The sequence below is a fragment of the Variovorax soli NBRC 106424 genome, from assembly GCF_001591385.1.
GTDB lineage: Bacteria > Pseudomonadota > Gammaproteobacteria > Burkholderiales > Burkholderiaceae_C > Variovorax > Variovorax soli.
Window position 1 is genome coordinate 1 of sequence record NZ_BCUU01000033.1, and the last position, 26,623, is coordinate 26,623.

At 68.0% G+C, this 26,623-nt stretch carries 28 protein-coding genes; 14 read left to right on the forward strand and 14 right to left on the reverse strand.

What is annotated here, in order from left to right; translation table 11 throughout:
• Positions 1 to 79: 79 nt before the first annotated feature.
• Complete coding sequence (locus VSO01S_RS11865; RefSeq protein WP_068642582.1) at positions 80 to 601, forward strand: hypothetical protein; 522 nt, start codon at positions 80 to 82, stop codon at positions 599 to 601.
• Between the two features lie 31 nt (positions 602 to 632).
• Here VSO01S_RS11865 and VSO01S_RS11870 read toward each other — a convergent pair whose 3' ends face one another.
• Both VSO01S_RS11870 and VSO01S_RS11875 read right to left on the reverse strand, forming a co-directional pair.
• Positions 633 to 1,811, reverse strand: a complete 1,179-nt coding sequence (locus tag VSO01S_RS11870; RefSeq protein WP_068642584.1) for an acetyl-CoA C-acetyltransferase — start codon at positions 1,809 to 1,811, stop codon at positions 633 to 635.
• Positions 1,812 to 1,858: 47 nt separating this feature from the next.
• Positions 1,859 to 3,580, reverse strand: a complete 1,722-nt coding sequence (locus tag VSO01S_RS11875; RefSeq protein WP_068642586.1) for a PHA/PHB synthase family protein — start codon at positions 3,578 to 3,580, stop codon at positions 1,859 to 1,861.
• Between the two features lie 106 nt (positions 3,581 to 3,686).
• Here VSO01S_RS11875 and VSO01S_RS11880 point away from each other — a divergent pair, with 106 nt between their 5' ends.
• Positions 3,687 to 3,992 (forward strand): hypothetical protein, encoded by a 306-nt coding sequence (locus tag VSO01S_RS11880; protein WP_068642588.1) that lies wholly within the window; start codon positions 3,687 to 3,689, stop codon positions 3,990 to 3,992.
• Here VSO01S_RS11880 and pgeF read toward each other — a convergent pair.
• Complete coding sequence (gene pgeF / locus VSO01S_RS11885) at positions 3,921 to 4,697, reverse strand: peptidoglycan editing factor PgeF (protein ID WP_245684188.1); 777 nt, start codon at positions 4,695 to 4,697, stop codon at positions 3,921 to 3,923. The genes VSO01S_RS11880 and pgeF overlap by 72 nt on opposite strands.
• A complete protein-coding gene (gene maiA / locus VSO01S_RS11890) occupies positions 4,694 to 5,335 on the reverse strand; it encodes a maleylacetoacetate isomerase (RefSeq protein WP_068642590.1) in 642 nt (213 codons plus the stop codon). Before maiA ends, pgeF begins: the two co-directional genes overlap by 4 nt.
• Before the next feature lie 129 nt (positions 5,336 to 5,464).
• Here maiA and VSO01S_RS11895 point away from each other — a divergent pair, with 129 nt between their 5' ends.
• The 5 genes from VSO01S_RS11895 to VSO01S_RS11915 all read left to right on the forward strand — a co-directional run bounded on the left by VSO01S_RS11895 (position 5,465) and on the right by VSO01S_RS11915 (position 8,585).
• Complete coding sequence (locus VSO01S_RS11895) at positions 5,465 to 6,166, forward strand: fumarylacetoacetate hydrolase family protein (RefSeq protein ID WP_068642592.1); 702 nt, start codon at positions 5,465 to 5,467, stop codon at positions 6,164 to 6,166.
• The gene (locus VSO01S_RS11900) at positions 6,163 to 6,711 is read left to right on the forward strand and encodes an NUDIX hydrolase (protein ID WP_068642594.1); all 549 of its coding nucleotides are present in this window, start codon (positions 6,163 to 6,165) and stop codon (positions 6,709 to 6,711) included. The genes VSO01S_RS11895 and VSO01S_RS11900 overlap by 4 nt, the downstream gene beginning before the upstream one ends.
• A gap of 69 nt (positions 6,712 to 6,780) precedes the next feature.
• Positions 6,781 to 7,299, forward strand: coding sequence for a murein hydrolase activator EnvC family protein (locus VSO01S_RS11905; RefSeq protein WP_068642596.1), 519 nt, complete (start codon positions 6,781 to 6,783; stop codon positions 7,297 to 7,299).
• Between the two features lie 2 nt (positions 7,300 to 7,301).
• Positions 7,302 to 7,649 (forward strand): hypothetical protein, encoded by a 348-nt coding sequence (locus tag VSO01S_RS11910; protein ID WP_068642597.1) that lies wholly within the window; start codon positions 7,302 to 7,304, stop codon positions 7,647 to 7,649.
• A gap of 12 nt (positions 7,650 to 7,661) precedes the next feature.
• Entirely contained in the window at positions 7,662 to 8,585 is a 924-nt protein-coding gene (locus VSO01S_RS11915) for a DMT family transporter (RefSeq protein WP_084241829.1), read from the forward strand.
• A 13-nt stretch (positions 8,586 to 8,598) separates the two neighbouring features.
• Here the strand turns inward: VSO01S_RS11915 and VSO01S_RS11920 are convergent, their stop codons facing one another.
• Positions 8,599 to 9,540, reverse strand: coding sequence for a LytTR family DNA-binding domain-containing protein (locus VSO01S_RS11920; RefSeq protein WP_068642601.1), 942 nt, complete (start codon positions 9,538 to 9,540; stop codon positions 8,599 to 8,601).
• Positions 9,541 to 9,692: 152 nt separating this feature from the next.
• Here VSO01S_RS11920 and VSO01S_RS11925 point away from each other — a divergent pair, with 152 nt between their 5' ends.
• The gene (locus VSO01S_RS11925) at positions 9,693 to 10,904 is read left to right on the forward strand and encodes an acyltransferase family protein (RefSeq protein ID WP_068642603.1); all 1,212 of its coding nucleotides are present in this window, start codon (positions 9,693 to 9,695) and stop codon (positions 10,902 to 10,904) included.
• A gap of 10 nt (positions 10,905 to 10,914) precedes the next feature.
• On the opposite strand, the gene VSO01S_RS11930 is transcribed toward VSO01S_RS11925, so the two are convergent.
• The 8 genes from VSO01S_RS11930 to VSO01S_RS11965 form a co-directional block, all read right to left on the reverse strand.
• Positions 10,915 to 11,616, reverse strand: a complete 702-nt coding sequence (locus VSO01S_RS11930) for an ABC transporter ATP-binding protein (protein WP_068642604.1) — start codon at positions 11,614 to 11,616, stop codon at positions 10,915 to 10,917.
• Positions 11,616 to 12,368 (reverse strand): ABC transporter ATP-binding protein, encoded by a 753-nt coding sequence (locus VSO01S_RS11935; protein ID WP_068642606.1) that lies wholly within the window; start codon positions 12,366 to 12,368, stop codon positions 11,616 to 11,618. The genes VSO01S_RS11930 and VSO01S_RS11935 overlap by 1 nt, the downstream gene beginning before the upstream one ends.
• On the reverse strand, positions 12,365 to 13,315 hold the full coding sequence (locus VSO01S_RS11940) for a branched-chain amino acid ABC transporter permease (protein WP_068642608.1): 951 nt from the start codon (positions 13,313 to 13,315) through the stop codon (positions 12,365 to 12,367). The genes VSO01S_RS11935 and VSO01S_RS11940 overlap by 4 nt, the downstream gene beginning before the upstream one ends.
• Positions 13,316 to 13,415: 100 nt before the next feature.
• Positions 13,416 to 14,285: a branched-chain amino acid ABC transporter permease gene (locus tag VSO01S_RS11945; RefSeq protein ID WP_068642610.1), complete on the reverse strand. Its 870-nt coding sequence runs from the start codon at positions 14,283 to 14,285 to the stop codon at positions 13,416 to 13,418.
• A 148-nt stretch (positions 14,286 to 14,433) separates the two neighbouring features.
• Entirely contained in the window at positions 14,434 to 15,600 is a 1,167-nt protein-coding gene (locus tag VSO01S_RS11950; RefSeq protein ID WP_068642612.1) for an ABC transporter substrate-binding protein, read from the reverse strand.
• An 86-nt stretch (positions 15,601 to 15,686) separates the two neighbouring features.
• Positions 15,687 to 16,493 (reverse strand): alpha/beta fold hydrolase, encoded by an 807-nt coding sequence (locus tag VSO01S_RS11955; RefSeq protein ID WP_068642614.1) that lies wholly within the window; start codon positions 16,491 to 16,493, stop codon positions 15,687 to 15,689.
• The gene (locus VSO01S_RS11960) at positions 16,490 to 18,079 is read right to left on the reverse strand and encodes a benzoate-CoA ligase family protein (RefSeq protein WP_068642616.1); all 1,590 of its coding nucleotides are present in this window, start codon (positions 18,077 to 18,079) and stop codon (positions 16,490 to 16,492) included. Before VSO01S_RS11960 ends, VSO01S_RS11955 begins: the two co-directional genes overlap by 4 nt.
• Positions 18,080 to 18,119: 40 nt before the next feature.
• The gene (locus tag VSO01S_RS11965) at positions 18,120 to 18,611 is read right to left on the reverse strand and encodes a 4-hydroxylaminobenzoate lyase (RefSeq protein WP_068642618.1); all 492 of its coding nucleotides are present in this window, start codon (positions 18,609 to 18,611) and stop codon (positions 18,120 to 18,122) included.
• A 155-nt stretch (positions 18,612 to 18,766) separates the two neighbouring features.
• On the opposite strand from VSO01S_RS11965, the gene VSO01S_RS11970 reads away from it, so the two are divergent.
• The 6 genes from VSO01S_RS11970 (at position 18,767) to VSO01S_RS11995 (ending at position 25,242) form a co-directional block, all read left to right on the forward strand.
• Positions 18,767 to 19,702 (forward strand): helix-turn-helix transcriptional regulator, encoded by a 936-nt coding sequence (locus VSO01S_RS11970; protein ID WP_068642620.1) that lies wholly within the window; start codon positions 18,767 to 18,769, stop codon positions 19,700 to 19,702.
• A 109-nt stretch (positions 19,703 to 19,811) separates the two neighbouring features.
• Positions 19,812 to 21,491 carry a 2,3-epoxybenzoyl-CoA dihydrolase gene (boxC, locus tag VSO01S_RS11975; protein WP_068642622.1) on the forward strand — a complete coding sequence of 560 codons (1,680 nt, stop codon included), beginning with the start codon at positions 19,812 to 19,814 and terminating at the stop codon, positions 21,489 to 21,491.
• Positions 21,492 to 21,510: 19 nt separating this feature from the next.
• On the forward strand, positions 21,511 to 22,938 hold the full coding sequence (gene boxB, locus VSO01S_RS11980) for a benzoyl-CoA 2,3-epoxidase subunit BoxB (protein ID WP_068642624.1): 1,428 nt from the start codon (positions 21,511 to 21,513) through the stop codon (positions 22,936 to 22,938).
• Positions 22,939 to 23,066: 128 nt separating this feature from the next.
• Entirely contained in the window at positions 23,067 to 24,359 is a 1,293-nt protein-coding gene (gene boxA / locus VSO01S_RS11985; RefSeq protein WP_068642626.1) for a benzoyl-CoA 2,3-epoxidase subunit BoxA, read from the forward strand.
• Between the two features lie 18 nt (positions 24,360 to 24,377).
• Positions 24,378 to 24,818, forward strand: a complete 441-nt coding sequence (locus VSO01S_RS11990; protein WP_068642628.1) for a MaoC family dehydratase — start codon at positions 24,378 to 24,380, stop codon at positions 24,816 to 24,818.
• 109 nt (positions 24,819 to 24,927) lie between these two features.
• Positions 24,928 to 25,242, forward strand: coding sequence for an NIPSNAP family protein (locus VSO01S_RS11995; RefSeq protein ID WP_068642630.1), 315 nt, complete (start codon positions 24,928 to 24,930; stop codon positions 25,240 to 25,242).
• A 27-nt stretch (positions 25,243 to 25,269) separates the two neighbouring features.
• On the opposite strand, the gene VSO01S_RS12000 is transcribed toward VSO01S_RS11995, so the two are convergent.
• A complete protein-coding gene (locus tag VSO01S_RS12000) occupies positions 25,270 to 26,403 on the reverse strand; it encodes an ABC transporter substrate-binding protein (protein ID WP_218002340.1) in 1,134 nt (377 codons plus the stop codon).
• Positions 26,404 to 26,623 lie beyond the last annotated feature (220 nt).

The following is a 26,623-nucleotide window of genomic DNA, read 5'->3' on the forward strand; positions in this document are numbered from 1 at the left end:
GGGGCCTGCGCCTGGGCGAGCGGCGCCTGCTCGCGCTGCTGGCCCAGGAGCGCAGCGGCCATCGAATTGGAGCCAACACATGAGTGAACCGGACAACACAAGCTTCGGCGTCTACAAGCCCGTGGGCCATGTCGTCATTTCCTTTCCCACGGCGCAGCAGGCGCAAGCCGCCCGCGCCGCCCTGGCCAAGGAGGCGGGGCTGGAAGGCGACGCCATCCACTTCATGACCGACCGGCAGATGGTCGAGCAGGTCGACAGCGACATCCTGGACGCCAGCCCGCTGGTCAACTTCGGGCAGGAACTCAACCTGGTGAAAGCGCACCGCGAACTGGCCGAGCTGGGCTACCACTGGCTCATCGTGCGCGCCGAGGGCGACCTGGCGGTGCGCGTGGCGGCCATTGCGAAGGCGCATGGCGCCGAGCGCGCGCAGCGCTATGGCCGGCTGGTCATCGAGGAGCTGATCGAGCACGGCACGGACCTGCCGCAGGTGGCCGAATCGCCCGATCGTGGATTGGATGCGCAGACGCCTTCAGGGCAGGAGGCGGAACGCGCCAGGCTCCGCCCGCCCGCCAAGCGCCCGCCGCGCGACGCCAAGCGCTGAGCAGCGCATGGCGGCGTGCCGGGCGCGGGGCTCAGCGCTCGATGGTCAGCGCCACGCCCATGCCGCCGCCGATGCACAGCGACGCGATGCCCTTCTTGGCGTTCTGGCGCTGCATCTCGTGCAGCAGCGTGACCAGGATGCGACAGCCGGAAGCACCGATGGGGTGGCCGATGGCAATGGCACCGCCGTTGACGTTGACCTTGTTGATGTCCCAGCCCATTTCCTTGTTCACCGCGCAGGCCTGTGCGGCAAAGGCTTCGTTGATCTCGAGCAGGTCGAGGTCGGCCGGCTTCCAGCCGGCGCGCTGCAGGGCCTTCTGCGAGGCCGGCACCGGGCCCATGCCCATGTAGGCCGGGTCCAGGCCGGTGGTGGCGAAGCTGGCGATGCGGCCCAGGGGCTTGAGGCCCAGCGAATCGGCCTTCTTGGCCGACATGACCACCACGGCGGCGGCGCCGTCGTTCAGGCCCGAGGCATTGCCCGCCGTCACGCCGCCGGCCTTGTCGAAGGCGGGGCGCAGGCCGGCCAGGCCTTCGGCGCTGGTCTTGCGGTTGATGAACTCGTCGGTGTTGAACACCACCGGGTCGCCCTTCTTCTGCGGAATGGTGACGCCGACGATCTCGTCCTTGAACTTGCCGGCGTCCTGCGCGGCGGCGGCCTTGGTCTGGCTGGCCAGGGCCAGCTCGTCCTGCGCCGAGCGGTCGATGCCGTACTTCTTGGCCACGTTCTCGGCCGTGATGCCCATGTGGTACTGGTTGTACACGTCCCACAGGCCGTCGATGATCATGGTGTCCTGCAGCTTCCAGTCGCCCATGCGCTGGCCGTTGCGCGAGTTGGGCAGCACGTGCGGCGCCAGGCTCATGCTTTCCTGGCCGCCGGCCACGACGATCTCGCTGTCGCCGTAGGCGATGGCCTGGGCGGCCAGCATGACGGCCTTGAGGCCCGAGCCGCACACGGCATTGATGGTGAGCGCAGGTGTTTCCTTGACGATGCCGCTCTTGATCAGCGCCTGGCGCGCCGGGTTCTGTCCGACGCCGGCGGCCAGCACCTGCCCCATGATGACTTCGCCGACCTGGTCGTTGCTCAGCTTGGCGCGCTGCAGTACTTCCTTGATGACGACGGCGCCCAGCTCGGTGGCCGGAATGCCGGCCAGCGAACCGCCGAACTTGCCCACTGCCGTGCGCGCGGCAGAAACGATGACGATGTCTTCCATGGTGATCTCCTGATGAACTCGAGCTTGAGGGGGGGGTGAATTGAGGCCTAGGCCTTGGCCTTGACGTAGCTGCCGGGTGCCGGCTCCTTCGCCTTGTACTTGGTGCCCCGGCCGTAGGCCTTGGGCGCCGCGATCTGCTTGCCGGCATGCGAGGCCAGCCACTTGGACCAGTCGGTCCACCAGCTGCCCGGATGCTCGGTGGCGCCGGCCGCCCAGTCGGCATGTGCCGCCGGCAGCTTGCCGTCTTCGCGGATCCAGTGGCTGCGTTTTTTCTTGGCCGGCGGATTGATCACGCCGGCAATGTGGCCCGAGGCGCCCATGACGAAGCGCTTCTTGCCCTTGAGCAGCTGCGTGCTCGCATAGGCGCCGCCGATGGGCACGATGTGGTCCTCGCGCGAGCCGTAGATGTACACCGGCGACTTGATGGCGCCCAGGTCGACCTTCTCGCCGCACACGGTGAGCGCACCGGGCGTGGAGAGCTTGTTCTCGAGGTAGGTGTTGCGCAGGTACCAGGCATAGAACGGGCCCGGCAGGTTGGTGGCGTCGCAGTTCCAGTACAGCAGGTCGAAGGCGGGCGGCGTTTCACCCTTCAGATAGTTGCCCACCACGTAGTTCCAGACCAGGTCGTTGGGCCGCAGGAAGCTGAAGGTGGAAGCCAGGTCGCCGCCAGGCATGAGCCCGCCCTGCCCCATGGTGAGCTCGCGGAACTGCACCGTGGGCTCGTCGATGAACACGTCGAGGATGCCGGTGTCGGAAAAGTCCAGCAGCGTGGTGAGGAAGGTGACCGAGGCTGCCGGATGCTCGCCGCGCGCGGCCAGCACCGACAGCGCGGTGCCCAGGATGGTGCCGCCCACGCAGAAGCCCAGCACGTTGATCTGCTCGCTGCCCGAGATCTCCTGCACCGTGTGGATGGCGCGGATGGCGGCGTTCTCGATGTAGTCGTCCCAGGTGGCTTCGCGCAGCGACTCGTCCGGGTTGCGCCAGCTCACCACGAACACGCGGTGCCCCTGCTCCACCGCGTAGCGGATGAGGGAGTTGTCGGGCTGCAGGTCGAGGATGTAGAACTTGTTGATGCAAGGCGGTATGAGCAGGAAGGGCCGCTCGTACACCTTGGCGCCGGCCGGCTTGTATTCGAGCAGCTGGAACAGCTCGTTCTCGAACACCACCGCGCCCTCGGTGGTGGCCACGTTGCGGCCCACCTCGAAGGCGCGCTCGTCGGTCATGCTGAGGTGGCCCTGCTGGATGTCGCCCAGCAGGTTCTGCATGCCGCGGGCAATGCTCTCGCCCTGGGTGTCGATGGCTTTTTGCTGGGCCTCGGCATTGAAGGCCAGGAAGTTGCTGGGCGCGCTGGCCGCCATCCATTGCTCGACCGCGAAGCGCAGGCGCGCGCGGGTCTTGTCGTCGGCCTGCGCCGACTCTGCCAGCGCCATCATGGTCCGCGCATTGAGCAGGTAGACCGCCGCGGCGAGCGACGCCACCGGATTGGCGCCCCATGCTTCACCGGCAAAACGCCGATCCCCCAGTGAATGTGCCGCGAAGCCTTTTTGCCAAAGCTCAGCGGCCTGGGAAACATACTGCTGCTGCATGGCCTGCAGCTGCTGCGGGTCGAAGCTGATCTGCGGAAACTGCCAGGAAGCCCCATGGCCTGTGTCGCCCGTGTCGCCGCCATTGCCCTTGCCCAAGGCCTGGATCGAAGCCAGCGCCTGGGTCCATCCCTGCGCGAATTGGCCGAGCATGGCTTCGGCCGTTGTGGCGCCTTGCTTGTTCATGGGTGTCTCCTGTCCCTGTGAGGTGCGGATGCTCGCGCATTGAGTATGCTGCATTCGACGACCCCCCACAACGCGAACCGCAAAGGCGCATCGCGCTTCTCGACTTATGCATCTCGTGATCATCGCCTGGCTCTATGTCGCCCTGATGATGGCCGTGGCCGAGGCCACGAACACCACCGGCACGGTGCTGGGCGCCATCTTCACCTTCGTGCTGTATGGGGCGCTGCCTGTGGCGATCATTGCCTACATCATGCGCACGCCGGCGCGGCGCCGGGCCCGCCAGGCCCGCGAACAGGCCGCGCGCGAAGCGGCCATGGCGGCCGGTGCCGCCGCGCCAGGCTCAGCGCTCGCGCCAGACCAGGGCGGCCAGGCGCCCGCTGATCCGCTCGCGCCGGTAGGAAAAGAACCGTGACGCGTTGGCCACGGTGCACCAGCCGACGCTGCCGTCGTTGCCATGGATCTGCCGCACGCCCAGTGCCTGCAGGCGCAGCCGCGCCAGCGCAGGCAGGTCTGCCAGCCATTTGCCCGGCGCACCGGCGGGCTTGAAGCATCGGGCCGCCTCGGTGTCGGCCGCCTCGAACTGCGCCTTGACTTCGCCGCCCACCTCGAAAGCCTCCGGCCCGATGCACGGGCCGAGCCAGGCCATGATTTCGTCGCGCCCGCCCTCGTTGTCCTCGAAGCTCTGCACCGCCCGAGACAACACGCCCGACGCCAACCCGCGCCAGCCGGCATGGGCCGCCGCCACGCGCCGGCCCTGCGCATCGGTGAAAAGCACCGGCAGGCAGTCGGCCACCATCACGGTGCAGGCCAGGCCCGCATGGGCGGTGCAGGCCGCATCGGCCTCGGTGTCGTCGGCCGTCGCGGCATCGAGCACCGCCACATCGGTGCCGTGCACCTGCCGCAGGAACACCGGCCGTGCATCGATGGCCTGCGCCAGTCGCTGCCGGTTGGCTGCCACGCTGGCCGGCACGTCGCCCACGTGATCGCCCAGGTTCAGGCTGGCATAGGGGCCGCTGGACACGCCCCCGGCGCGCGTGGTGCACACCGCGCGCACGCCCGGAGGGGCGGGCCAGTCGGGAACGATCCAGTCGGGATCGAGCACGTTGGGTGTGGTCACGCTTCCGCGTCCGGGCAGCGCGAAGGCTGCGAGGCCTGGAAGGCTTCAAGCTTCATGCAGGCCTCGAAGGCCCGCATGGTGCGGTCCAGGCCGCTGAAGTCGCAGTTGAAGCGCTGGCCGTTGAAGATCTGCGGCACCAGGCAGCAATCGGCCAGGGTGGGCGTGTCGCCGTAGCAGTAGGTGGAGGGCGGCAGCTGCGCCAGCTGGCGCTCGAAGGCTTCGAGGCCTTCGCGCACCCAGTGGCGGTACCAGGCATTCTTGGCATCGTCGTCCTGCTTGAGCTCGCGCACCAGGTACTTGAGCACGCGCAGGTTGTTCAGCGGATGGATTTCGCAGGCGATGGATTCGGCCAGTGCACGCACGCGCGCGCGGCCCAGCGGGTCGGCCGGCAGCAGGCGCGGCTCGGGCTGCACTTCGTCCAGGTACTCGATGATGGCCATCGATTGCGACAGGCGCGTTCCGTCGTCCAGCTCCAGCATGGGCACCAGCGTGTCGGCCGAGATGTCCGCGTACGGCGGCTTCTTGTGGTCGCCGCGCGCGATGTGCACGGCCTGGTAGTCATAGGGCAATCCCTTGAGTGCCAGGGCAATGCGGACGCGGAAGGAGGCGGAGGAACGAAAATAGTTGTAGAGCTTCATGATCGCTCGAGCATAGCGGCGGGGCCCCGGCCCGTACAAGCGCAGGGTCCGGGCCTCTGGCACACTGCGGCGTTGCATTCCATTTCAATTCGTTTTTCCGAAGATCTGAGCACAAAGGACGACAGCGCGATGGCCTCCGAGTTTGTTTTCTCTCCTGTCCCCATGGTTTCCGTCCCCGTGGTGGGCGAGGCGGCGCGCTTCCCGGTGCATCGCATCTATTGCGTGGGCCGCAACTACGAGGAACATGCCAAGGAGATGGGCTTCACCGGCCGCGAGCCGCCCTTCTTCTTCATCAAGCCCGCCACCAACGCCGTGGTGGTGAACGAGGGCGAGACGGGCACCGTCGCCTACCCGCCGCTCACCAAGAACCTGCACCACGAGATCGAACTGGTGGTCGCCATCGGCAAGGGCGGCAAGAACATCTTGGCGGCCGATGCGCACCAGCACATCTACGGCTACGCCGTGGGCCTGGACATGACGCGGCGCGACCTGCAGGGCGAGATGAAGAAGCAGGGCCGCCCCTGGGAGATCGGCAAGGCCTTCGAGCAGTCGGCCCCCATCGGCCCCATCGTGCCGGCTGCCAAGGCGGGCGACGTGGCCAATGCCGCGATCTCGCTGCAGGTCAACGGCGCCGACCGCCAGCGCAGCACGGTGAGCAAGCTCATCTGGAACATCGGCGAGACCATCGAGCACCTGTCCACCGCGTGGGAGCTGCAGCCGGGCGACCTGATCTTCACCGGCACGCCCGAAGGCGTGGCGGCGGTGGTGGCGGGCGACACGCTCGTCGGCGAAGTGGCGGGCCTGCCCAAGCTCAGCGTGAAGATCGCGTGATCCGCACTCCCGCCAAGCACTGCAGGAACTGTGGCACGGCGCTGGTCTACCGCGTGCCCGACGACGGCGACACGCGCGAGCGCGGCGTGTGCCCGGCCTGCGACACCATCCACTACGAGAACCCCAACAACGTGGTGGGCACCATCCCGGTCATGGGCGACCGGGTGCTGCTGTGCAAGCGCAACATCGAGCCGCGCTGGGGCAAGTGGACCCTGCCCGCCGGCTTCATGGAACTGGGCGAGAGCGTGTCGGAAGGCGCCGCGCGCGAAACGGTGGAAGAAGCCGGCGCCAATTTCGAGATCGGCGAGCTCTTCGCCGTGATGAGCGTGGTGCGCGTGGGCCAGGTTCACCTGTTCTACCGCGCCCAGCTCATCAACGAAGACTTTGCGCCGGGCCACGAGACCATCGAGGCGCGCATGTTCACCGAGGAAGAGATTCCCTGGGACGAGATCGCCTTTCGCACCGTGCGCGAAGCCCTGCGTCTTTTCTTCGAAGACCGCAGGAAGGGACACTTCGGGCGCATCCATACCGTGGACATCGTGTAGGCACCGGCCTACACGCCTCGTCACGAAATGTTGGGAACATCGCCGCACGACAGCATTCCAATCTGCGCCATGCATTCAAGAACCGCACGCCATCTGACTTCCCGCCTTTCCCGGTTTCGCCTTGCCGCAGGCATTGCGCTGGGCACGGCCTTCCTTGTCGCCTGCACCAGCACGCCCCTCACCCCGCCGCCCGGTTCCCCGGCGCCTTCGGCGCCTCAAAGCCGCTTCATGCGCCCGGCCAGCGGCGCCACGTTGGCCAAGTTCGACGGCAAGGGAAACAAGGGCATCGACATCGCCGGCAGGCCGGGCGACCCAGTCATCGCCTCGGCCGCCGGCAAGGTGGTGTACGTGGGCGACGAATTGCGCAACTACGGCAACCTGATCATCGTCGACCACGGCAACAACTACCTCACCGCCTACGCGCATGCGCAGGTGGTGCTGGTGCAGGAAAAGCAGAGCGTCACCCAGGGCCAGAAGATCGCCGAGATGGGCAAGAACCCGGCCGGCACGCCCATGCTGCACTTCGAGATCCGCAAGCAGGGCGTGGCGGTGGACCCCGAGCCCTATCTTTCCGGCAAGCTGCGCTGACGATGAGTTCCGAAGCGCAAGACACGGCCGAATACATCTCCTTCGAAGATTTCTGCAAGGGGCTGCCGCAGGGCCGCTTCCGTGTCATCGTCAACCCTGAACTGGCCCCACCCTTCGTGGCCCACTGCACGCGCGTCACCCCGCTGGCCATTGCGCTCATCGGCCCCGGCATCGCCGTCGCGCTGGCAGGCCACCCCTGGATCGGCGCGCTGCTGGTGGCGGCGGGCATTCTGCTGCGGCGCACCGTCAAGCGCCAGGCGCCGCGCATCCTGCTGCACCTGGTGGCGCGCCTGCCGTCGGTGTACGAGCAGGCCACCGAGCATGGGGTGATGGAAGTGCGTCGCGCCTGAAGCAAGCAGCCGATGTCTTCCCAACCCCTCGCCTCCCGGCCTGCCTCCGCCTCCGCCAATGGCCGCGCCATTGCCATGATGGTCGGCGCCATGACCTGCTTCGTGTTCAACGACGCGCTGGTCAAGCATGTGAGCCAGTCCATGCCCTCGGCGCAGCTCATCTTCGTTCGCGGGCTGATGGCCTCGGCCCTGGTGCTGCTGGTGGCGCGGCACTTGGGCGTTCTGCGCCAGGTGGGCCAGGTGCTGAACCCGCGGGTGGCGCTGCGCGCCGCGGTCGATGCTTGCGCGACCATGCTGTACCTGCTGTCGCTGTTCCACCTGCCCATTGCCAACGCCACGGCCATCAACCTGGCCGCGCCCTTGTTCATGACGCTGTTCGCCGTCCTCTTCCTGGGCGAGCGTGCCGGCGGCGCGCGCTGGTTCGCGGTGGTGATGGGCTTCGTCGGCGTGCTGTGCATCGTGCAGCCCAGCGGCGACGGCTTCAATGCCTGGTCGCTGCTGTGCCTGCTGGGCACCCTCTTCCATGCCACGCGCGACCTGATGACGCGGCGGATCGATCCGGCCATCCCGTCGATCATCATCACGCTGGCCACTGCCCTGTCCGTCACCCTGCTGTCGGGCGTCATCACCCTGCTGGCCGGCTGGCAGGCCTTCGGCTTGCGCGAGCTGGCCCTGCTGGGCGTTGCCGCCGTCTTCCTGGCTTGCGGCTACCTGCTGCTGGTGCAATGCATGCGCACGGGCGAGGTGACGCTGACGGCGCCGTTCCGCTACACGGCGGTGCTCATCGCGGTGATGCTGGGCTTCGTGATGTGGAAGGAAGCGCCTGACGGCTGGGCCTGGCTGGGCATTGCGCTGCTGGTGGGCTCGGGGCTGCACATGCTGCGCAGCGAGCGCGGGCGCACACGGGCCGCCGCGCTGGACGCGCAGCCGGAGTGATTCGGCCGGCGGATCATTCGCCGCCGGGCATGCCAGGCATCTGCGACAGGTTGGCCCGGTAGCGGCGGCTGCACGGCACCTGGCTGCCATCGCGCATGTGCAGGCGGGCGTCGCCGCCCTCCAGCGGCTCGATCTCGCGGATGCGGTCCAGGTGGACCGCGTAGCTGCGGTGCACCCGCGCGTAGCGTGCCGGGTCCAGTTGGGCGAGCAGGTCGGTGAGCGTGGCGCGCAGCAGGTAGTCGTGGCCGTTGACATGCAGCCCGACGTAGTTGCCCTGGGCCTGCACCCAGTCGATGTCGGCGGCGTTGATGAGGAATTCCCGGCGCAGTTTGCGCACGAGAAAACGCTCGGGCCGTGGGGCCGCCGGGGGCGGCGATTCCTGCGCCGTCGCCGCCGGCGATGCAGCCGGCGCCGCAGCGCCCTCGGGCTCGTCGAGCATCCGCGCCTCCCCCTGCAGGCGCAGCATGAACAGCCGGTAGAAGCGGATGCCCAGCACGATCAGCGCATAGGCCCGCACATCCTTCAGGAACTCGTAGGGCCACTGCACCAGCCAGTTGCCGAAGCTGTAGTGCTCGCCCATGGCGGCGTAGACCGCCTGTCGGATCAGCACCATGGCGCCCACGTGCACCAGGCTGAACACCACGCTGCCCAGCAGGTGCCAGGGCAGGTGGCGGCGCAGGTGGTCCAGGTCCATCGGAAAGCGCCGCTCGAAGGCGAACACCGCGGGCAACAGCGCCAGCAGGCTGAAGTGGCTGCTCAGCTCCCATGTCAGCACCTGCCAGAACGCCACGCTGCGGCCGCTGCTGCGCACATCCATGGCCGCCACCGCCACGCTGGTGCCCACCTGCAGCGCCACCACCAGCAGCCAGAAGCCGATCTCGGCGCGCCGGCGCAACGGCCGGTAGCGCTCGAAGAGGTTGGGTCCGTTGGGTCCGTTGGGCCGGAGCACTGGCATGGGCGGCATTCTCATCACATCGGGCGCCGGCGGGGCGAATTTCGTCCCCGCCAGGCGCCGCTCGTCCCAAAGTGCCGGGCGTTCGCCCCATGGGCGCACCACCCGGGCACAAGCCGCCGGAGCATGGCCGGACCTGGACACCGGAGACCGCCATGCAGCCCACCCTCCCCGCGCGCCGCCGCCACGACATCGATGCCCTGCGCGCCCTCGCCTTCGGCCTGCTGATCCTCTACCACCTGGGCATGTACTACGTGGCCGGCTGGCCCTGGCACCTGAAAAGCCCCCACGAGGCCGAGTGGCTGCGCTGGCCGATGCAGTTCGTGAACATCTGGCGCATGGACCTCGTGTTCCTGGTCTCGGGCATCGCCTTCGGCTTCCTGAGCAAGGGCGGCACCCCGCCGTGGCGGCTCGTCGGCCAGCGCGCCTGGCGGCTGCTGCTGCCGCTGGTCTTCGGGATGTATGTGGTGGTGTCGTACCAGGCCTATGCGCAGGCGGTGGACAACGGCGCCGTCGCACCGGGCTTCCTCGCCTTCATGCAGCGCTACCTGGCCCGCGGGCCCTGGCCCCGGGGCGCCTTTGACGGCTCGGACTTCGGCATCACCTGGATGCACCTGTGGTACCTGCCCTACCTGTTCGTCTATTCGGCCGCGCTGGCCTTGCTGCTGCCGTGGCTGCGCGGGTCCGCCGGGCTGCGCCTGTCGACGGCGTTCCACAGCCTGCGCGGATGGAAGCTGCTGCTCCTGCCCGCGCTGCCGCTGCTGCTCTATGCGCTGCTGCTGGCACCCCGCTTTCCGGCCACCCACGACCTGCTGCACGACGGCTACCTGCATCCGCTGTACATCACCGTCTTCGTCTACGGCTACCTGATGGGCACGAACGCCGGACTGTGGGCCGAGCTGGCCCGGCTTCGGCACGTCTCGCTGGCTGTGGCGCTGGCGCTGGTCGGGCTGTTCTTCGCGCTGCGCGCCATGCAGATGGATGTTCCCTGGCTCCTGCGGGCGCTGCGCACCCTGTATCTGTGGAGCGCCCTGGCGGCCATCCTCGGCCTGGCGCACCGGCACCTGAACCGCCCCTGGCCCTGGCTGGACTGGGCCAACGAATCGGTCTACCCCTGGTACATGCTGCACCAGACCCTGATCATCGCCGGCGCGGTGCTGCTGGCGCCCTACCAGTTGGGGCCGCAGCTGGAGCCCGCGATGCTGCTCGCCTTCACCGTGGGCGGCTGCTGGCTGCTGACCGACGGGCTGATCCGGCGCGTGCGCTGGCTGCGGCCCTTGTTCGGGCTGAAGCCGGCGGCCCGCCCGGCGCAACAGCAGCGCAAGCCGGCTGGGCCGGTGCCGGTCTACCTGGGTTCGGGTGAATAGGGCCCGCTATTCAAACGCCCAGCAGCGCCGCCACCGGCCCCGGTTCGGCCAGCATGCCGGCCGAGTCCGATGCCAGCACGATGCGGCCCTTCTCCATCACCACCGCCTGATCGGTATGGCCCAGCACCTTGCGCCAGTCGCGGTCGACGATGAGCGTGGAGATGCCGGTGGCGCGGATCTGCGCGATCACGCGCCAGATCTCCGCCACCACCAGCGGCGCCAGGCCCTCGGTCGCTTCGTCCAGGATCATCAGGCGCGGGTTGGTCATGAGCGCGCGGCCGATGGACAGCATCTGCTGTTCGCCGCCGGAGAGCTGCTGGCCGCCGTGCGACAGGCGCTCGGACAGGCGCGGGAAGGTGCTCATCACCCGGTCGAAGGTCCAGTCGCGCCGCCCATCGGGGCCGGCGCGCTCGCTCATCACCAGGTTCTCGCGCACCGACAGGTTGGGGAAGATGCCGCGGCCTTCGGGCACGTAGCCGATGCCCAGCCGCGCCATCTTCTCCGGCACCCAGCCGGTGACGTTGCGGCCTTCGAACAGCACCTGGCCGGACGCCGGGCGCACATAGCCCATGAGGCTGCGGATGAGCGTGGTCTTGCCCATGCCGTTGCGGCCGAGCAGGCCCAGCGAGGTGGACGCCGGCAGCTGCACGTCGACGCCGCGCAGGATGTGGCTGTCGCCGTAGTAGGTGTTGAGGGACTCGATCTTGAGCATCAGTGGGTCCCTTCCTCACCCAGGTACGCGGTGCGCACTTCCGGGTTCTGGCGAATCGAGGCCGGGTCGCCCGTGGCGATGACCGTGCCGTTGACCATCACCGTGATGCGGTCGGCAATGCGGAACACCGCGTCCATGTCGTGCTCCACCAGCAGGATGGCGTGGCTGGCCTTGAGCTTTTCCAGCAGCGTGAGCATGCGGTCGGTTTCTTCCGCGCCCATGCCGGCCAGCGGTTCGTCCAGCAGCAGCACGCGCGGGCGGGTGGCCAGGCACATGGCCACTTCCAGCTGGCGCTTGGCGCCGTGGCTCATGGTGCCGGCAATGCGCTCGGCCATGTCGGCCAGGCCGGCGGCTTCCAGGGCCTCGCGCGCCGCGGCATTGCTCGCCTTGCACTGGCGCGACGACTGCCAGATGGCCCAGGGGCGCTGCGTGGCCGCCTGCGCCGCCAGCCGGCAGTTCTCATGCACCGTGAACTCCGGGAAGATGGTGGTGCGCTGGTAGCTGCGCCCCACCCCGCTGCGCGCCCGCGCCGCCTGCGAGCGCCCGGTGATCTCCTGTCCATCGAGCGCGATGCGGCCTTCGGAGGCCCCGATCTCGCCCGAGAGCATGTTGATCAGCGTGGACTTGCCGGCGCCGTTGGTGCCGATCACCGCATGCACCTCGCCCAGCCGCAGGTCGAGCGTGACGCCGTTGACCGCCACCAGGCCGCCGAAGCGCCGCGTCAGGGTTTCGACCGAAAGAAGCGCGCTCATGAAGAAGCCTTTGGAGAAAGTCGACTGGCCAACCCGATCAGCCCCTTGGGCAGCAGCGCCACGAAGGCGATGATGCACAGCCCCAGCGTGAGCTGCCAGTGGTCCGCCAGCGGCCCGACGATGGCATGCGTGCCCAGCACTTCCTTGAGCAGCGTGAAGGCCACCGCGCCGATCACCGCGCCGCGCAGGTGGCCGAGGCCGCCCAGGATGATCATCAGCAGCACCTCGCCCGAGTTGTGCCAGGCCAGCAGTTCGGGGTTGACCACGCCGTCGCGCGATGCCACGAGAAAGCCCGCCAGGCCCGCCAGGGCGCCGGCAATGACGAAAGCCGCCAGCTTGTACGCATAGACCGGAAAGCCCGTGGCCCGCATGCGCTGCTCGTTGACGCGGATGCCGGCCAGCGCCGCGCCGAAGCGCGAACGACCGATGAGCACCAGCAGCGCGTAGGTGAACACCAGCGCGGCCAGCGCCACATAGAAGGTCACCAGCCGGTTCTCCATGTCCAGCGCGCCCAGCACCGGCCGCACGTACATGTAGATGCCGTCGCTGCCGCCGCCCAGCGCGGTGTCGTGGAAGACGAAGAAGGCCATCTGCGCAAAGGCCAGCGTGACCATGATGAAGTAGACGCCGCGGGTGCGCAGGCTCAAGGCACCCACCACCAGGGCATAGGCGGCCGCGCAGCCCATGGCCGCCGGCAGCAGGAAGGCGATGGAGCCGCCCTCCTTGCCCGACAGCAGCACCGTCGCATAGGCACCGATGCCATAGAAGGCCGCATGGCCCAGGCTCACCAGGCCGGTCATGCCCACCAGCAGTTCCAGGCTCAGCGCGAAGATCGACAGGATCATGATCTTCACCACGAAGTCCGACAGGTACGGGCTGAGCGTGGGTGCCAGCATCGCGAGCGCCAGGGCAATGGCACCGGGAAGAATCAAGGAGAGTCGTTTCATAGGGCAATGCGGCCGCCGCCGGGCCGCCCCAAGGCGGGCCGCGCCTCCCCCTCGGGGGGTGGAGTTACAGGAGCGAAGCGAGTGAAAAGCCGGGGGGCAGTCATTTTTTTCCCATCAGGCCTTCGGGGCGCCAGATCAGGATGATGGCCATGAGCACGTACACGCCCATGCCGGCCACCTCGGCGAAGAACACCTTGCCGAAGGTGTCGACGAAGCCCACCAGCAGCGAAGCCACCAGCGCGCCGGTGATGGAGCCGATGCCGCCGATCACCACCACCACGAAGCAGATGATGAGCACGCTGGCCCCCATGTTGGGATACACCGAGCTCATGGGCGCGGCGATCATGCCCGCCAGCGCAGCGAGTGCGACGCCTGCGGCGAACACGATGCGGTAGAGCCGCCGGATGTCGATGCCCAGGCCGCGCACCATGTCGCGGTTGCTGGCACCGGCGCGGATCATCATGCCCAGCCGCGTGCGGTTCACCACCCAGTACAGGCCCACTGCCAGCACGATGCAGGCGGCCGACGCGAACAGGCGGTACCACGGATAGCTCATCAGGTCGCCCAGCGCGAAGCTTCCGTCCAGCCAGGCCGGCACCTTCACGCCGTGCACGTCATTGCCCACCAGGATGGAGCGCAGCTCCTCGAACACCAGGATCAGGCCGTAGGTCATCAGCACCTGCTGCAGGTGGTCGCGCTGGTACAGGTAGCTGAAGAATGCCCACTCCAGCACGTAGCCGAAGACGGCGGCCAGCACCACGCCGGCCAGCAGCATGAGGATGAAGCTGTTGCCGAAGACCGGCGACAGCGAGAACGCCATGTAGGCGCCGATCATGTAGAAGCTGCCATGCGCCAGGTTGATGACGCCCATGATCCCGAAGATCAGCGTCAGCCCCGACGCGACCAGGAACAGCAGCAAGCCGTACTGGACCGAGTTCAGGCATTGAACGAGAAAGGTACCGAAGTCCAAGGGACGAGCTTTCGCCAAGAGATGGATTTGCTCCTTCCCCCTCTGGGGGAAGGTGGGGATGGGGGCAGGCGGCGGTGGATGAGGACGCATGGCTTGATGCGCCGCTTGCCCCCACCCCGGCCCTCCCCCAGCGGGGGAGGGAGTGAAATTACATCCTGCAGCCGCGGGCCGGGTCGGCCAGGCCCTTGACGGCCACATTCACCAGCTTGTTCTCCTTGCCCTCCACCTTGCGCAGGTAGATGTCCTGCACCGGGTTGTGCGACTTGCTCATGGTGAAGCTGCCGCGCGGGCTGTCGATCTTGGCCTTCTCGATGGCGGCGGCGAACTCGGCCTTCTTCGTGATGTCGCCCTTGGTGGCGGCCAGGCCCACGGCCAGCATCTGCGCGGCGTCGTAACCCTGCACGGCGTACACGTCCGGCTGCAGCTTGAAGGCCTTGGCATAGGCGGTGCGGAAGGCGGTGTCGCGCGGGGTGTTCAGGCCGTCGGCATAGTGCAGCGTGGTGAGCATGCCCTGGGCCGCATCGCCCTGCGCGTCAAGCGTGCCGTCGGTGAGGAAGCCGGGGCCGTACAGCGGGATGTTCTTATTGAGGCCCGCGGCCGCGTAGTCCTTGACGAACTTCACCGCGCCGCCGCCGGCGAAGAACGAATACACCGCATCGGGCTTGGCCGCCGCGATCTCGGTGAGCAGCGCCTGGAACTCCACGTTCGGGAACGGCACCGTCAGGCTCTTGACCACCTTCCCGCCGCCCTTCTCGAAGCCTTCCTTGAAGCCGGCCACCGACTCGTCGCCGGCGGCGTACTTCCAGGTGATGGTCATCGCGGTCTTCTTGCCCTGCTTGGCCGCCACTTCGCCCATGGCGTAGGCCGGCTGCCAGTTGCTGAACGAACTGCGGAAGATGTTCTGCGCGCACATGGGGCCCGTCACCGCGTCTGCACCGGCGTTGGGCACGATCAGCACCGTGCCGCTTTCCTTGGCTGCTTTGGCCATGGCCATGGCCACGCCCGAGTGCACGGTGCCGATGATCACGTCGACGTTGTCGCGCTTGATGAGCTTGTTGACGTTGTCGGTGGCCTTGGCCGGATCGGACTCGTCATCCACCTTCACATATTCGATTTCGCGGCCGCCCAGCTTGCCGCCTTTTTCTTCCACCGCCAGCTTGAAGCCGTTCTCGATGGCCACGCCCAGCGCGGTGTAGGTGCCGCTGTAGGGCAGCATCAGGCCGACCTTGAGCTTGCCTTGCTGGGCTTGCGCAAAGGTGGCGACGCAGGCAAGCGCCAGGGCGGTGAGCGTGGTGCGTGCGATGCGGTGGCTCATGTGGAATCTCCTCGGGTCAGTGGTTGAATTACTTTACTAATAAACTATTCACGTCTCAAGCTCGCGGGGCCCCGTACAAACCCTGCTCAGGAAGCGCCGCCGGACTTGATGAATGAAACGGACGAGACTATCGCGGTTTCAGGCTGATCCCGGTGCGGGGAATGCCCGCAGTCGGGGATCTCCAGCAGGCGCGTCGACGGCACCCGCCCGGCGATGCCGCGGATCTGCCCGAGCGTGCCGTATTCGTCGTCCACACCCTGCATAGCAAGAACCGGGCAACGGATGGCGCCGAGTTCCGCCTCGATGTTCCATTGCCTGAAGGGCGGGTGCAGCCAGATGCGGTTCCAGCCCCAGAAGGCGGAGTCCACGTCGTCGTGGTACTTGCCCAGGCGCTGGGCCATGTCGGTTTCAAGGTAGGTCTGTCGCGCGACCTCGATGTTGGACACCGTCACGTCCTCCACGAAGATGTGCGGTGCGAGCACGACCAGCCCCGCCACGCGATCCGGAAAGCGCGAGGCGTACAGCAAGGAAATGGAGCCGCCGTCGCTGTGGCCGAGGAGCCAGGGCTTTTCGCCTGCGATGCCGATCGCATCGAAGAAGGCCGGCAGCACCTCGTGCGCCTGGCGGTGCATGAAATCGACATCCCACACTTCGTCCTCTGCCCGCGGCGTGGACTGGCCGTAGCCGGGGCGCGAGAAGACGATGCCGCGAAAGCCGCCGCGATCGCACAGCTGGCGCGGGAAGTCCTTCCACATCGACACCGAGCCCAGGCCTTCATGCAGGAAGACGACGAGCGGCGCATCCGTACGCTCAGGCGCGATGCGCTGGTATTCGATGCGCACGGGCCGGCCGCGCCAGTCGATGCTGGCGAACTCCGTTTCGGAAACGCTCATCGAGCGTTCTCCAACTCACGCAGACGAAAGCGCTGGATCTTGCCGGTGGCCGTCTTGGGCAGCTCGTCGACGAACTCGATGAAGCGCGGGTACTTGTAGGGTGCCAGCCGCTCCTTCACGAAAGCCTTGAGTTCTTCATCGCTCACTTGCGCGTCGCCCTTGCGCACGACGAAGGCCTTGGTCTTGGTCAGGCCGTCGGCGTCCTGCTTGCCGATCACGGCGGCTTCCAGCACGGCCGGGTGCTGCATCAGCGTGGCCTCCACCTCGAAGGGCGAGACGTAGATGCCGCTGACCTTGAGCATGTCGTCGCTGCGGCCGGCGTAGGTGTAGTAGCCGTCGGCATCGCGCGAGTACTTGTCGCCGCTCTTGGCCCAGCCGTCCTTGAAGGTGTCGGCGGTCTTTTCCGGGTTGGCCCAGTACATGACGGCGGTGCTCGGGCCCTTGATGTACAGGTCGCCCACTTCGCCATCGGCCACGGGTTGGCCGTCTTCGCCGCGCAGCTCGATCTCGTAGCCGGGCACCGGCTTGCCGGTGGTGCCGTAGCGGATGTCGCCCAGCCGGTTGGAGATGAAGACGTGCAGCATTTCGGTGGAGCCGATGCCGTCGACGATGTCGCAGCCGAAGTGCGCCTTGAAGCGCTGCGCCAGCTCGCCCGGCAGCGCCTCGCCGGCCGAGGAACACATGCGAAGGCGAACCGCCTCGCGCGCCGGCAGCTGCGGCGACGCGAGCATGCCGGCGAAACCCGTGGGTGCACCGAAGAACACCGTGGGCTGCACGCCACCCGCGGCCTTCAGCGCATCGGTCTGCCCGACCCAGCGCTTGAAGGTGGCATCGGGCGTGGGCCGCTCGGCCATCAGCACCACGCTGGCGCCCACCGAGAGCGGAAAGGTCAGCGCATTGCCCAGGCCATACGCAAAGTACAGCTTGGCGGCGGAGAAGCACACGTCGCTTTCCATGAGGCCCAGCACCGGCTTGCCGAACAGCTCGGCCGTCCACCACGGGCTGCCATGCACATGCACCGTGCCCTTGGGCTTGCCGGTGGAGCCGGAGGAATAGAGCCAGAAGGCATGGTCGCGCGGCGATGTTTCCGCGGCCTGCGACATGGGCGCGCGCGCAGCGATGGAGGCCTCCAGCGCCAGCATGCCTTCGGGCAACGGGCCGGCGGGCTGCGAGACGAACACCGTGCGCAGGTGGTGCGGCCCTTTGTCCATGGCGGACTGCAGCGTGGGCAGCAGCGCGCCCGACACCAGCGCGGCCCTGGCCTCGCTGTGGGCCAGCATGTAGGCGTAGTCCTCGCTGGTGAGCAGCGTGTTCACCGCCACCGGCACCACGCCCGCGTAGAGGCTGCCCAGGAAGCACACCGGCCAGTCGCTGCTGTCGAGCATCAGCAGCAGCACGCGGTCTTCGCGCTGCACGCCGCTGGCCAGCAGGGCCGCGGCCAGCTTGCGCGAGCGCTCCTCGAGCTCGCCGTAGCTCAGCACGCCGCGGTCGTCGATGTAGGCAACCTTGCCGGCGCGGCCGCTGTTCAGGGAAAAAAGATGCTCGGCGAAATTGAAGCGCTCGGGCAGGCTCGGGCTACTGGTCATGGGGTTTGTCTCCTTGGGTGCGGGCGCGCGGCAGGCGTTGTCAGGCGGCCGGCTTGGGCGGCGCGCCGCGTGTGAATTCGATCTGCCCCTCGGGCAGCAGGTAGAGCACCAGCGCCCTGCCCTGCGCCACCGTGGGGTAGTGCGCGGTGCCGGGGCCGTAGACGCACCAGCCGGCGGGGTGGCCGTCGAAGGTGGCCTCGCCTTCGAGGGGCATGATCAGGTCGATCTCGCCGCCGGGGTGGCGGTGGTGCGGGCCGGCGATGTCCTGCATGTCGACCACATCCACCGAGAAGCGCTGCAGCGCGTCTTCGGCCTTGAACACGCGGCCATAGCGGATGCCGCCGCCTTCGCGCTCGCACAGCCAGCCTTGCGCCACGCCGTCGATGCAGGCCTGCTTGAGCTGGCGGTAGCCCTCGGTCTGGCTGCCGTACTCGCTGTTGAGCCACTGCTGCAGTTGCGCGTCGAGCGGCCGGCCGGCGATGCGGGCGGTCAGCGCTTCGATCAGGCCGTGGAAATCTTGCTTGGACATCATGGGGCGTCTTTCCGGTGCTTGCGGCAATAGCCTGCGTGCAGTATCTTGCTTGTGGACGAACCATAAGCATCCACCCTCGGAGTGTCAAGCAATATAGTGCATGAACGGTGAAAACCCTGATGGGGCACCGCTCCGGCCAACAGACAACACGCGCCATGAACGAACGAACCGACGACATGCTGCTTGCCGCCGCGCCAGAAACCGGCGAGCTGGCGGAAGAAGCAAAAAACCCGCTGCTGGTGGCGCTGGGCGAGCGGGTGCGCAACCTGCGCGCGCGCCGCGGCCTGACGCGCAAGGCCGTCGCGCAGGCGGCCGAAGTCTCCGAGCGGCACTTGGCCAACCTGGAATACGGCACGGGCAACGCCTCCATCCTGGTGCTGCAGCAGGTGGCCGGCGCGCTGCAATGCCCGCTGGCCGAACTGGTGGGCGACGTCACCACCAGCTCGCCCGAGTGGCTGCTCATCCGCGAACTGCTCGAAGGCCGCAGCGAAGCCGACCTGCGCCGGGCGCGCGTGGCCATCGGCGAACTGCTGGGCACCGCCGCCAGCGACCCGGCCCGCCAGCGCCGCTTTGCGCTCATCGGGCTGCGCGGCGCCGGCAAATCCACCCTGGGCCAGATGCTGGCCGACGACCTGGACGTGCCCTTCATCGAACTCAGCCGCGAGATCGAGAAGTTCGCCGGCTGCAGCGTGCGCGAGATCCACGACCTGTACGGCACCAACGCCTACCGCCGCTACGAGCGCCGCGCGCTGGAAGAAACCGTGCAGATCTACAGCGAGGTGGTCATCGCCACGCCGGGCGGCATCGTGTCCGACCCGGCCACCTTCAACGAACTGCTGGCGCACTGCACCACCGTGTGGCTGCAGGCCGCGCCCGAGGAGCACATGGGCCGCGTGCGGGCCCAGGGCGACACCCGCCCCATGGCGGCCAGCAAGGAGGCGATGGAAGACCTGCGCCGCATCCTGCAGGGCCGCGCCGCCTTCTATTCGAAGGCCGACCTGAAGGTGGACACCACCGGCCTGGACCTGCCCGCCAGCTTCGAGCTGCTGCGAAGCACCGTGCGCGCCAGCCTGGCCCAGCACCCCCACTGAAAACTTGTAAGCAAAGGCCCAAAGGGGTTGACGCCAACGTCAACATGCATAATGATGCATCTCCATCGGACCAGCGTTTGCATTATTTTTCCATCAGGAGACCCCGGCCATGACTGAAAGCACCGCCCACCCCGCGCGCGTCGACTACCGCGTGGAGCCTTCGCAATACCGCCACTGGAAACTCGCCGTGGAAGGCAACGTGGCGCGCCTCACGCTCGACATCGCGGAAGACGGTGGCATCCGGCCGGGCTACAAGCTCAAGCTCAACAGCTACGACCTGGGCGTGGACATCGAACTGCACGACGCCATCAACCGCATCCGCTTCGAGCATCCGCAGGTCAAGAGCGTGATCGTCACCAGCGGCAAGGACCGCATCTTCTGCTCGGGCGCCAACATCTTCATGCTGGGCGTCTCCAGCCACGCCTGGAAGGTCAACTTCTGCAAGTTCACCAACGAGACGCGCAACGGCCTGGAAGACACCTCGAAGCATTCGGGCCTGAAGTTCCTGGCGGCCGTGAACGGCGCCTGCGCCGGCGGCGGCTACGAGCTGGCCCTGGCCTGCGACGAGATCCTGCTGGTGGACGACCGTTCTTCTTCCGTCAGCCTGCCCGAAGTGCCGCTGCTGGGCGTGCTGCCCGGCACCGGCGGCCTCACCCGCGTGACCGACAAGCGCCATGTGCGCCACGACCTGGCCGACATCTTCTGCACCAGCGTGGAAGGCGTAAGAGGCCAACGTGCCGTGGACTGGCGCCTGGTGGATGCGATCGCCAAGCCGGCGCAATTCGCTGCCGCTGTGCAGGAGCGCGCCGCGAAGATGGGCGATGAAGCCAAGCGCCCCGCCAACGCCAAGGGCATCGCCCTGCCCCGCATCGAGCGCGAAGACAGCGCCGACGGCATCCGCTACGAGCATGTCGATGTGCAGATCGACCGCAGCCGCCGCACCGCCACCCTCACGGTGAAGGCCCCGGCCGGCGCGCAGCCCACCGACATCGCCGGCATCGAGGCCGCGGCTGCCGCCTGGTGGCCGCTGGCCGTGGCGCGCCAGTTGGACGACGCCATCCTGAACCTGCGCACCAACGAGCTGGACGTGGGCACCTGGCTGCTCAAGACCGAAGGCGATGAGGCAGGTGCTCAAGCCGTGCTGGCCAACGACGCCCTCATGCTCGCCCACCAGGACCACTGGCTGGTGCGCGAGACGCTGGGCGCGCTGCGCCGCACGCTGGCACGCCTGGACGTGTCCTCGCGCAGCCTGTTCGCGCTGATCGAGGCCGGCTCCTGCTTCGCCGGCACGCTGGCCGAGCTGGCCTTTGCCGCCGACCGCGCCTACATGCTGGCCCTGCCCGACGAGCCCGAGCGCGCACCGCGCATCACGCTCAGCGAAATGAACTTCGGCTACTTCCCGCTGGTGAACGACCAGACGCGCCTGCAGCGCCGCTTCTACGAAGAGGCCGCGCCCATGGAAGCTGCCCGCGGCGCCATCGGCAAGGCACTGGACGCCGACGCCGCCGTGGCGCTGGGCCTGGTCACCGCCGCGCCCGACGACATCGACTGGGATGACGAGATCCGCATCGCCATCGAGGAGCGCGCCGCCATGTCGCCCGACGCCCTTACCGGCCTGGAAGCCAACCTGCGCTTTGCCAGCAAGGAGAACATGATCACCCGCGTGTTCGGCCGCCTCTCGGCCTGGCAGAACTGGATCTTCAACCGCCCCAACGCCGTGGGCGAGAAGGGTGCGCTCAAGGTCTACGGCACCGGCCAGAAGGCCGGCTTCGATCTCAACCGCGTCTGAACACAACCGAGGAATCACGATGAGCACGATCAACTACAGCGAGAAGATCCCCAACAACGTCAACCTCGGCGAAGACCGCACGCTGCAGCGCGCGCTCGAAGGCTGGCAGCCCAACTTCATCAACTGGTGGGACGATGTGGGCCCGGACGGCTCGGCCAACTACGAGGTGTACCTGCGCACCGCGGTGAGCGTCGACCCGCAGGGCTGGGCGCAGTTCGGCCATGTGAAGATGCGCGACTACCGCTGGGGCATCTTCCTGAACCCGGGCGATGCCAACCGCGAGATCCACTTCGGCGACCACAAGGGCGAGAAGGCCTGGCAGGACGTGCCCGGCGAGCACCGCGCCAACCTGCGCCGCATCATCGTGACGCAAGGCGACACCGAGCCCGCATCGGTGGAGCAGCAGCGCCACCTGGGCCTCACCGCCCCCAGCATGTACGACATGCGCAACCTCTTCCAGATCAACGTGGAAGAAGGCCGGCACCTGTGGGCCATGGTGTACCTGCTGCACAAGCATTTCGGCCGCGACGGCCGCGAAGAGGCCGAAGCCCTGCTGCAGCGCCAGAGCGGCGACGAGAACAACCCCCGCATCCTGGGCGCGTTCAACGAGAAGACGCCCGACTGGCTGGCCTTCTTCATGTTCACCTACTTCACCGACCGCGACGGCAAGTTCCAGCTGTCGGCGCTGGCAGAAAGCGCGTTCGACCCGCTGGCACGCACCACCAAGTTCATGCTGACCGAGGAAGCGCACCACATGTTCGTGGGCGAGTCGGGCGTGTCGCGCGTGCTGGCACGCACCGCGCAGGTCATGAACGAACTCAAGACCGACGATGCGAAGAAGGTGCGCGAGGCCGGCTGCATCGACCTGCCGACCATCCAGCGCTATCTCAACTTCCACTACTCGGTGACCATCGACCTATTCGGCGCCGACCAGTCGAGCAACGCCGCCACCTTCTACTCCTCGGGCCTGAAGGGCCGCTACGAAGAAGGCAAGCGCGAGGACGACCACGTGCTCAAGGGCAACACCTACAAGGTGCTGGAAGTGCAGAACGGCCAGCTCGTCGAGAAGGAAGTGCCGATGCTCAACGCCCTGAACGAGGTGCTGCGCGACGACTTCATCAAGGACTCGGTGGCCGGCGTGGGCCGCTGGAACAAGGTGCTGGAAAAGGCCGGCATTCCCACCCGCCTGACGGTGCCGCACAAGGCCTTCAACCGCCAGATCGGCGCGCTGGCCGGCATCAAGATGTCGCCCGAGGGCCGCGTGGTGAACGAGGCCGAATGGCAGGCCAAGAAGGGCGAATGGCTGCCCACGCCCGAAGACTTCGCCTTCGTGGCATCGTTGATGGGCCGCGTGGTGGAGCCGGGCAAGTTCGCCAACTGGATCGCACCGCCGGTGATGGGCATCAACCGCCAGCCGGTGGATTTCGAATACATCCGCTTCGGCTGAGGTATTCCTCCTTCCCCCTTTGGGGGAAGGCCGGGATGGGGGCACGCAGCGCGACCACGATCAGCGCCGCATGCCCCCACCCCAACCCGCCCCCAGCGGGGGAGGGAGTGAATGCAAGGAGACACAACATGGACATGGCCGTCGTCAACATCGGGGTGATCAAGCAGCACCTGATCGACCCCGAGATCTGCATCCGCTGCAACACCTGCGAGGCCACCTGCCCCGTGGGCGCCATCACCCACGACGACCGCAACTACGTGGTGCGCGCCGACGTGTGCAATGGCTGCATGGCCTGCATCTCGCCCTGCCCCACCGGCAGCATCGACAACTGGCGCACCATGCCGGTGGCCAAGGCCTACTCCATCGAAGAGCAGCTGACGTGGGACGAACTGCCCGCCGAACTCACGCCCGAGCAGCTGGAAGCCGAAGGCGCCGGTGCACCGGCCGAGTTGCCGCCGCAGCAGGCCGCCCTGGCCAGCACCGCGGAGCAGATCACCGCGCCGGAGCCCGGCACGGTGGCCTTCAACTCCGCGCAGTACGGCGCCACCACGCCGCCGTGGTCGGCTGCGCATGCGTACACCAACCTGTATCCGCCGAAGGCACCGACCACCGCCACGGTGGTGGGCAACTTCAACTGCACCGAGGCCGGCTACGAGAACCAGACGCACCACATCGTGCTGGACTTCGGCGCCATGCCCTTCCCGGTGCTGGAGGGGCAGTCCATCGGCATCATCCCGCCGGGCACGGACGCCAACGGCAAGCCGCACTTCGCGCGCCAGTACTCCATTGCCAGCCCGCGCAACGGCGAGCGGCCCGGCTACAACAACGTGTCGCTCACGGTAAAGCGCGTGCTGCAGGACCACCAGGGCCGGCCGGTGCGCGGCGTGGCCTCCAACTACGTGTGCGACCTCAAGGTGCGCGACAAGGTGCAGGTAATCGGGCCCTTCGGCTCGTCCTTCCTGATGCCCAACCACCCCAAGTCGCACATCGTGATGATCTGCACCGGCACCGGCAGCGCGCCCATGCGCGCCATGACCGAATGGCGCCGGCGCCTGCGCAAGAGCGGCAAGTTCGAGGGCGGCAAGCTGCTGCTCTTCTTCGGCGCGCGCACCCAGCAGGAGCTGCCCTACTTCGGCCCGCTGCAGTCGCTGCCCAAGGACTTCATCGACATCAACTTCGCCTTCTCACGCACCCAAGGCCAGCCCAAGCGCTACGTGCAGGACCTGATGCGCGAGCGCGCCGCCGACCTGGCCGAGTTGCTGAAAGACGGCCAGAGCCACTTCTACGTGTGCGGCTTGAAGAGCATGGAGGAAGGCGTGGTGCTCGCGCTGCGCGACGTGGCCCAGGAGGCCGGGCTGGACTGGGACACGGTGGGCGCGGCGCTGAAGCGCGAAGGCCGCCTACACCTCGAGACCTACTAGCGCGCTAGAGTCGCGCGCATGAAGTTCGCCGAGTTCCACGCGGGCCAGGTCATCGAGGCAGGCCCCTACCTCGTCACCGAGGAAGAGCTGCTGCAGTTCGCCAAGGCCTACGACCCGCAGTGGTTCCACACCGATGCGAAGGCCGCGGCCGAGGGTCCCTTCGGCGGCCTGATCGCCAGCGGCTGGCACACCTGCGGCATTGCCATGCGGCTGGTGGCGCTGGCGGCGCTGGAAGGCTCCGAGTCCTTCGCCTCGCCGGGGCTGGACTACGTGAAGTGGCCCAACCCCGTGCGCCCCGGCGACTCGCTGCGCCTGGTGGCGGATGTGATCGACGCGCGCCGATCGGAAAAGCGCCCCACCCTGGGCATCCTGCGCTGGCAGTGGCGCCTGATCAACCAGCGCGAGCAGGTGGCGCTGGACCTCGTGGCCACCAGCCTGTTCAAGCTCGCGGCGAACTGACCTGCCGCTGCTGGTTGGCCGCGCCATCGCGCCGGCTGGCAAGAAGATGTTGCACCTCGCCGCGCCCGGCGCTTTAATGTTCGCCCGCACGCTCCCGCGAGGAGGCCCCATGGCATACGAAGCCCGCTATGTCTTCAAGCTGAACCCCGGCGCCGACCTGGCTGCCGTCATGACGACGATGCAGCAAGGGGCCGCGCTCTGGCGCAAGCACGGCGCCGCGCGTCCCCAGCTCTGGGCCATCACCGCCGGGGAGCTGGGCAACTACGTGCTCAGCGTGCAGTTCGACAGCGCCGCGGCCTTCGCCAAGGTCGTCGATCCGCTCTCGGCCGACCCCGAATTCCGTGCCTGGCAGGCCCACAACGCGCAGGCGGGCCAGATCAGCTGGGTGCGCAGCAACCATGCGCGCGAGCTGGCTCTGGGTTGACGCCCTGGTGCCCGGCGCAGCGCATGGTCAGCGCACGTAGCGCCCGTCCTGCTTGACCTGCACCAGCTCCACGAAGCGCGAGCCGGTGTGGCGGTTGCCGGTGAAGTCGATGTCCATGCCCGCCACGCGCATGCGCATCGAGCGCAGCACGGCATGCAGGCGCTCGCGCGACAGGTCGCGCCCCGCGCGCTGCAGCGCCTCGACCGTCACGCGGCCGGCCAGGTAGCCTTCGTAGCTGTGGTAGTTGACCGGCACCTTGGCGGCCTGCGCCAGGCGGCGGAACTGGAGCGCGTCGGGGTCCGCGCCGTCCCACGGGTAGGGCGTGACCTGCGCCACCGCCAGGCCGCGCGACTGCGCACCCAGCAGGCGCGCCGTGGTTTCGCCCGAGACGATGGACATGCCGTAGAAGGTGGGCGCCGCGCCGAGCTGCCAGGTGGCCTTCATCACGGCGGCAGCCGCGGCGCCGCTCATGAACAGCACCACCGCCTGCGGCTGGCTGGTGGCCAGCAGCTTGGCCGTGTCCTGCGCGCCGGCCCCGTCGGGGCCCACGCCGGCGGAAGCATGCAGCTGCAGCTGCTGCGCCGAGAGAACCTGCTGCATCTGCCCCTTGATTTCTTCTCCGCCCGGCGTGGCCAGGTGGATGAAGGCGATGCGCGACATGCCCAGGGTGACCAGGTGCTGCACCAGCGCCTCCAGCTCGCGCATCGAGCTGGCGCGCACGTAGTAGGCCACGCCGCGCGTCTTGTCGCGCACCGAATCGGTGACGGCGCTGGCGCCGATGAGCGGCACGCCGTTCTCGCGCAGCACACCCGTGCCGGCCATCGTGGGCGCGGCGCCGGTGCCGCACACGCAGGCCAGCACCCTCTGCTCGAGCACCAGGCTGCGGTAGTTGGCCAGGGCCTTGTCGGGGTTGAGCTCGTCGTCCAGGGACACCAGCCGCAGCGCCCGGCCCGCCACGCCGCCGCCGGCATTCGCGTCGTCGAACACCAGCCGGGCGCCGGCCTGTGCCGCCAGGGCTGCGTCTCCGAGCTGGCCGGTCAATACCGCGCTCTGGCCCAGCAGAATCTCGGTTCGCGAGACGCCCGCGTCCGCGCCCTGCGCCTGCACCCGGCCTGCCATGCACGCGGCACCGGCCACGGCCAGGAAGCCACGTCGATCCATCGCCTTCATCGCTATTCGTCTCCAACCACATCCGGTTGCCGCCGGCCCTTGGGGAAAGCCTCATCCGCCCGGCCGCCGGCAACACGCACGGGCTTATCTACATTCACTTACATTCCTGAGGCCCGAGCCGGATGCTGACGCGCGGGCGCCTCGTTGCCGAGGGCACCGCGTGCCAGGGCAACGGACATTTGCTGCCATGCCTGCCTCTTTCGCCAACGAT

What these genes read in the sequence shown, in the direction of transcription:
- VSO01S_RS11865 (WP_068642582.1), top strand. Translation starts at nt 80, where the DNA reads ATGAGTGAACCGGACAACACAAGCTTCGGCGTCTACAAGCCCGTGGGC.
- VSO01S_RS11870 (WP_068642584.1), bottom strand. Translation starts at nt 1,811, where the DNA reads ATGGAAGACATCGTCATCGTTTCTGCCGCGCGCACGGCAGTGGGCAAG.
- VSO01S_RS11875 (WP_068642586.1), bottom strand. Translation starts at nt 3,580, where the DNA reads ATGAACAAGCAAGGCGCCACAACGGCCGAAGCCATGCTCGGCCAATTC.
- VSO01S_RS11880 (WP_068642588.1), top strand. Translation starts at nt 3,687, where the DNA reads ATGCATCTCGTGATCATCGCCTGGCTCTATGTCGCCCTGATGATGGCC.
- maiA (WP_068642590.1), bottom strand. Translation starts at nt 5,335, where the DNA reads ATGAAGCTCTACAACTATTTTCGTTCCTCCGCCTCCTTCCGCGTCCGC.
- VSO01S_RS11895 (WP_068642592.1), top strand. Translation starts at nt 5,465, where the DNA reads ATGGCCTCCGAGTTTGTTTTCTCTCCTGTCCCCATGGTTTCCGTCCCC.
- VSO01S_RS11905 (WP_068642596.1), top strand. Translation starts at nt 6,781, where the DNA reads ATGCATTCAAGAACCGCACGCCATCTGACTTCCCGCCTTTCCCGGTTT.
- VSO01S_RS11910 (WP_068642597.1), top strand. Translation starts at nt 7,302, where the DNA reads ATGAGTTCCGAAGCGCAAGACACGGCCGAATACATCTCCTTCGAAGAT.
- VSO01S_RS11915 (WP_084241829.1), top strand. Translation starts at nt 7,662, where the DNA reads ATGTCTTCCCAACCCCTCGCCTCCCGGCCTGCCTCCGCCTCCGCCAAT.
- VSO01S_RS11920 (WP_068642601.1), bottom strand. Translation starts at nt 9,540, where the DNA reads ATGCCAGTGCTCCGGCCCAACGGACCCAACGGACCCAACCTCTTCGAG.
- VSO01S_RS11925 (WP_068642603.1), top strand. Translation starts at nt 9,693, where the DNA reads ATGCAGCCCACCCTCCCCGCGCGCCGCCGCCACGACATCGATGCCCTG.
- VSO01S_RS11930 (WP_068642604.1), bottom strand. Translation starts at nt 11,616, where the DNA reads ATGCTCAAGATCGAGTCCCTCAACACCTACTACGGCGACAGCCACATC.
- VSO01S_RS11935 (WP_068642606.1), bottom strand. Translation starts at nt 12,368, where the DNA reads ATGAGCGCGCTTCTTTCGGTCGAAACCCTGACGCGGCGCTTCGGCGGC.
- VSO01S_RS11940 (WP_068642608.1), bottom strand. Translation starts at nt 13,315, where the DNA reads ATGAAACGACTCTCCTTGATTCTTCCCGGTGCCATTGCCCTGGCGCTC.
- VSO01S_RS11950 (WP_068642612.1), bottom strand. Translation starts at nt 15,600, where the DNA reads ATGAGCCACCGCATCGCACGCACCACGCTCACCGCCCTGGCGCTTGCC.
- VSO01S_RS11955 (WP_068642614.1), bottom strand. Translation starts at nt 16,493, where the DNA reads ATGAGCGTTTCCGAAACGGAGTTCGCCAGCATCGACTGGCGCGGCCGG.
- VSO01S_RS11960 (WP_068642616.1), bottom strand. Translation starts at nt 18,079, where the DNA reads ATGACCAGTAGCCCGAGCCTGCCCGAGCGCTTCAATTTCGCCGAGCAT.
- VSO01S_RS11965 (WP_068642618.1), bottom strand. Translation starts at nt 18,611, where the DNA reads ATGATGTCCAAGCAAGATTTCCACGGCCTGATCGAAGCGCTGACCGCC.
- VSO01S_RS11970 (WP_068642620.1), top strand. Translation starts at nt 18,767, where the DNA reads ATGAACGAACGAACCGACGACATGCTGCTTGCCGCCGCGCCAGAAACC.
- boxC (WP_068642622.1), top strand. Translation starts at nt 19,812, where the DNA reads ATGACTGAAAGCACCGCCCACCCCGCGCGCGTCGACTACCGCGTGGAG.
- boxB (WP_068642624.1), top strand. Translation starts at nt 21,511, where the DNA reads ATGAGCACGATCAACTACAGCGAGAAGATCCCCAACAACGTCAACCTC.
- boxA (WP_068642626.1), top strand. Translation starts at nt 23,067, where the DNA reads ATGGACATGGCCGTCGTCAACATCGGGGTGATCAAGCAGCACCTGATC.
- VSO01S_RS11990 (WP_068642628.1), top strand. Translation starts at nt 24,378, where the DNA reads ATGAAGTTCGCCGAGTTCCACGCGGGCCAGGTCATCGAGGCAGGCCCC.
- VSO01S_RS11995 (WP_068642630.1), top strand. Translation starts at nt 24,928, where the DNA reads ATGGCATACGAAGCCCGCTATGTCTTCAAGCTGAACCCCGGCGCCGAC.
- VSO01S_RS12000 (WP_218002340.1), bottom strand. Translation starts at nt 26,403, where the DNA reads ATGGATCGACGTGGCTTCCTGGCCGTGGCCGGTGCCGCGTGCATGGCA.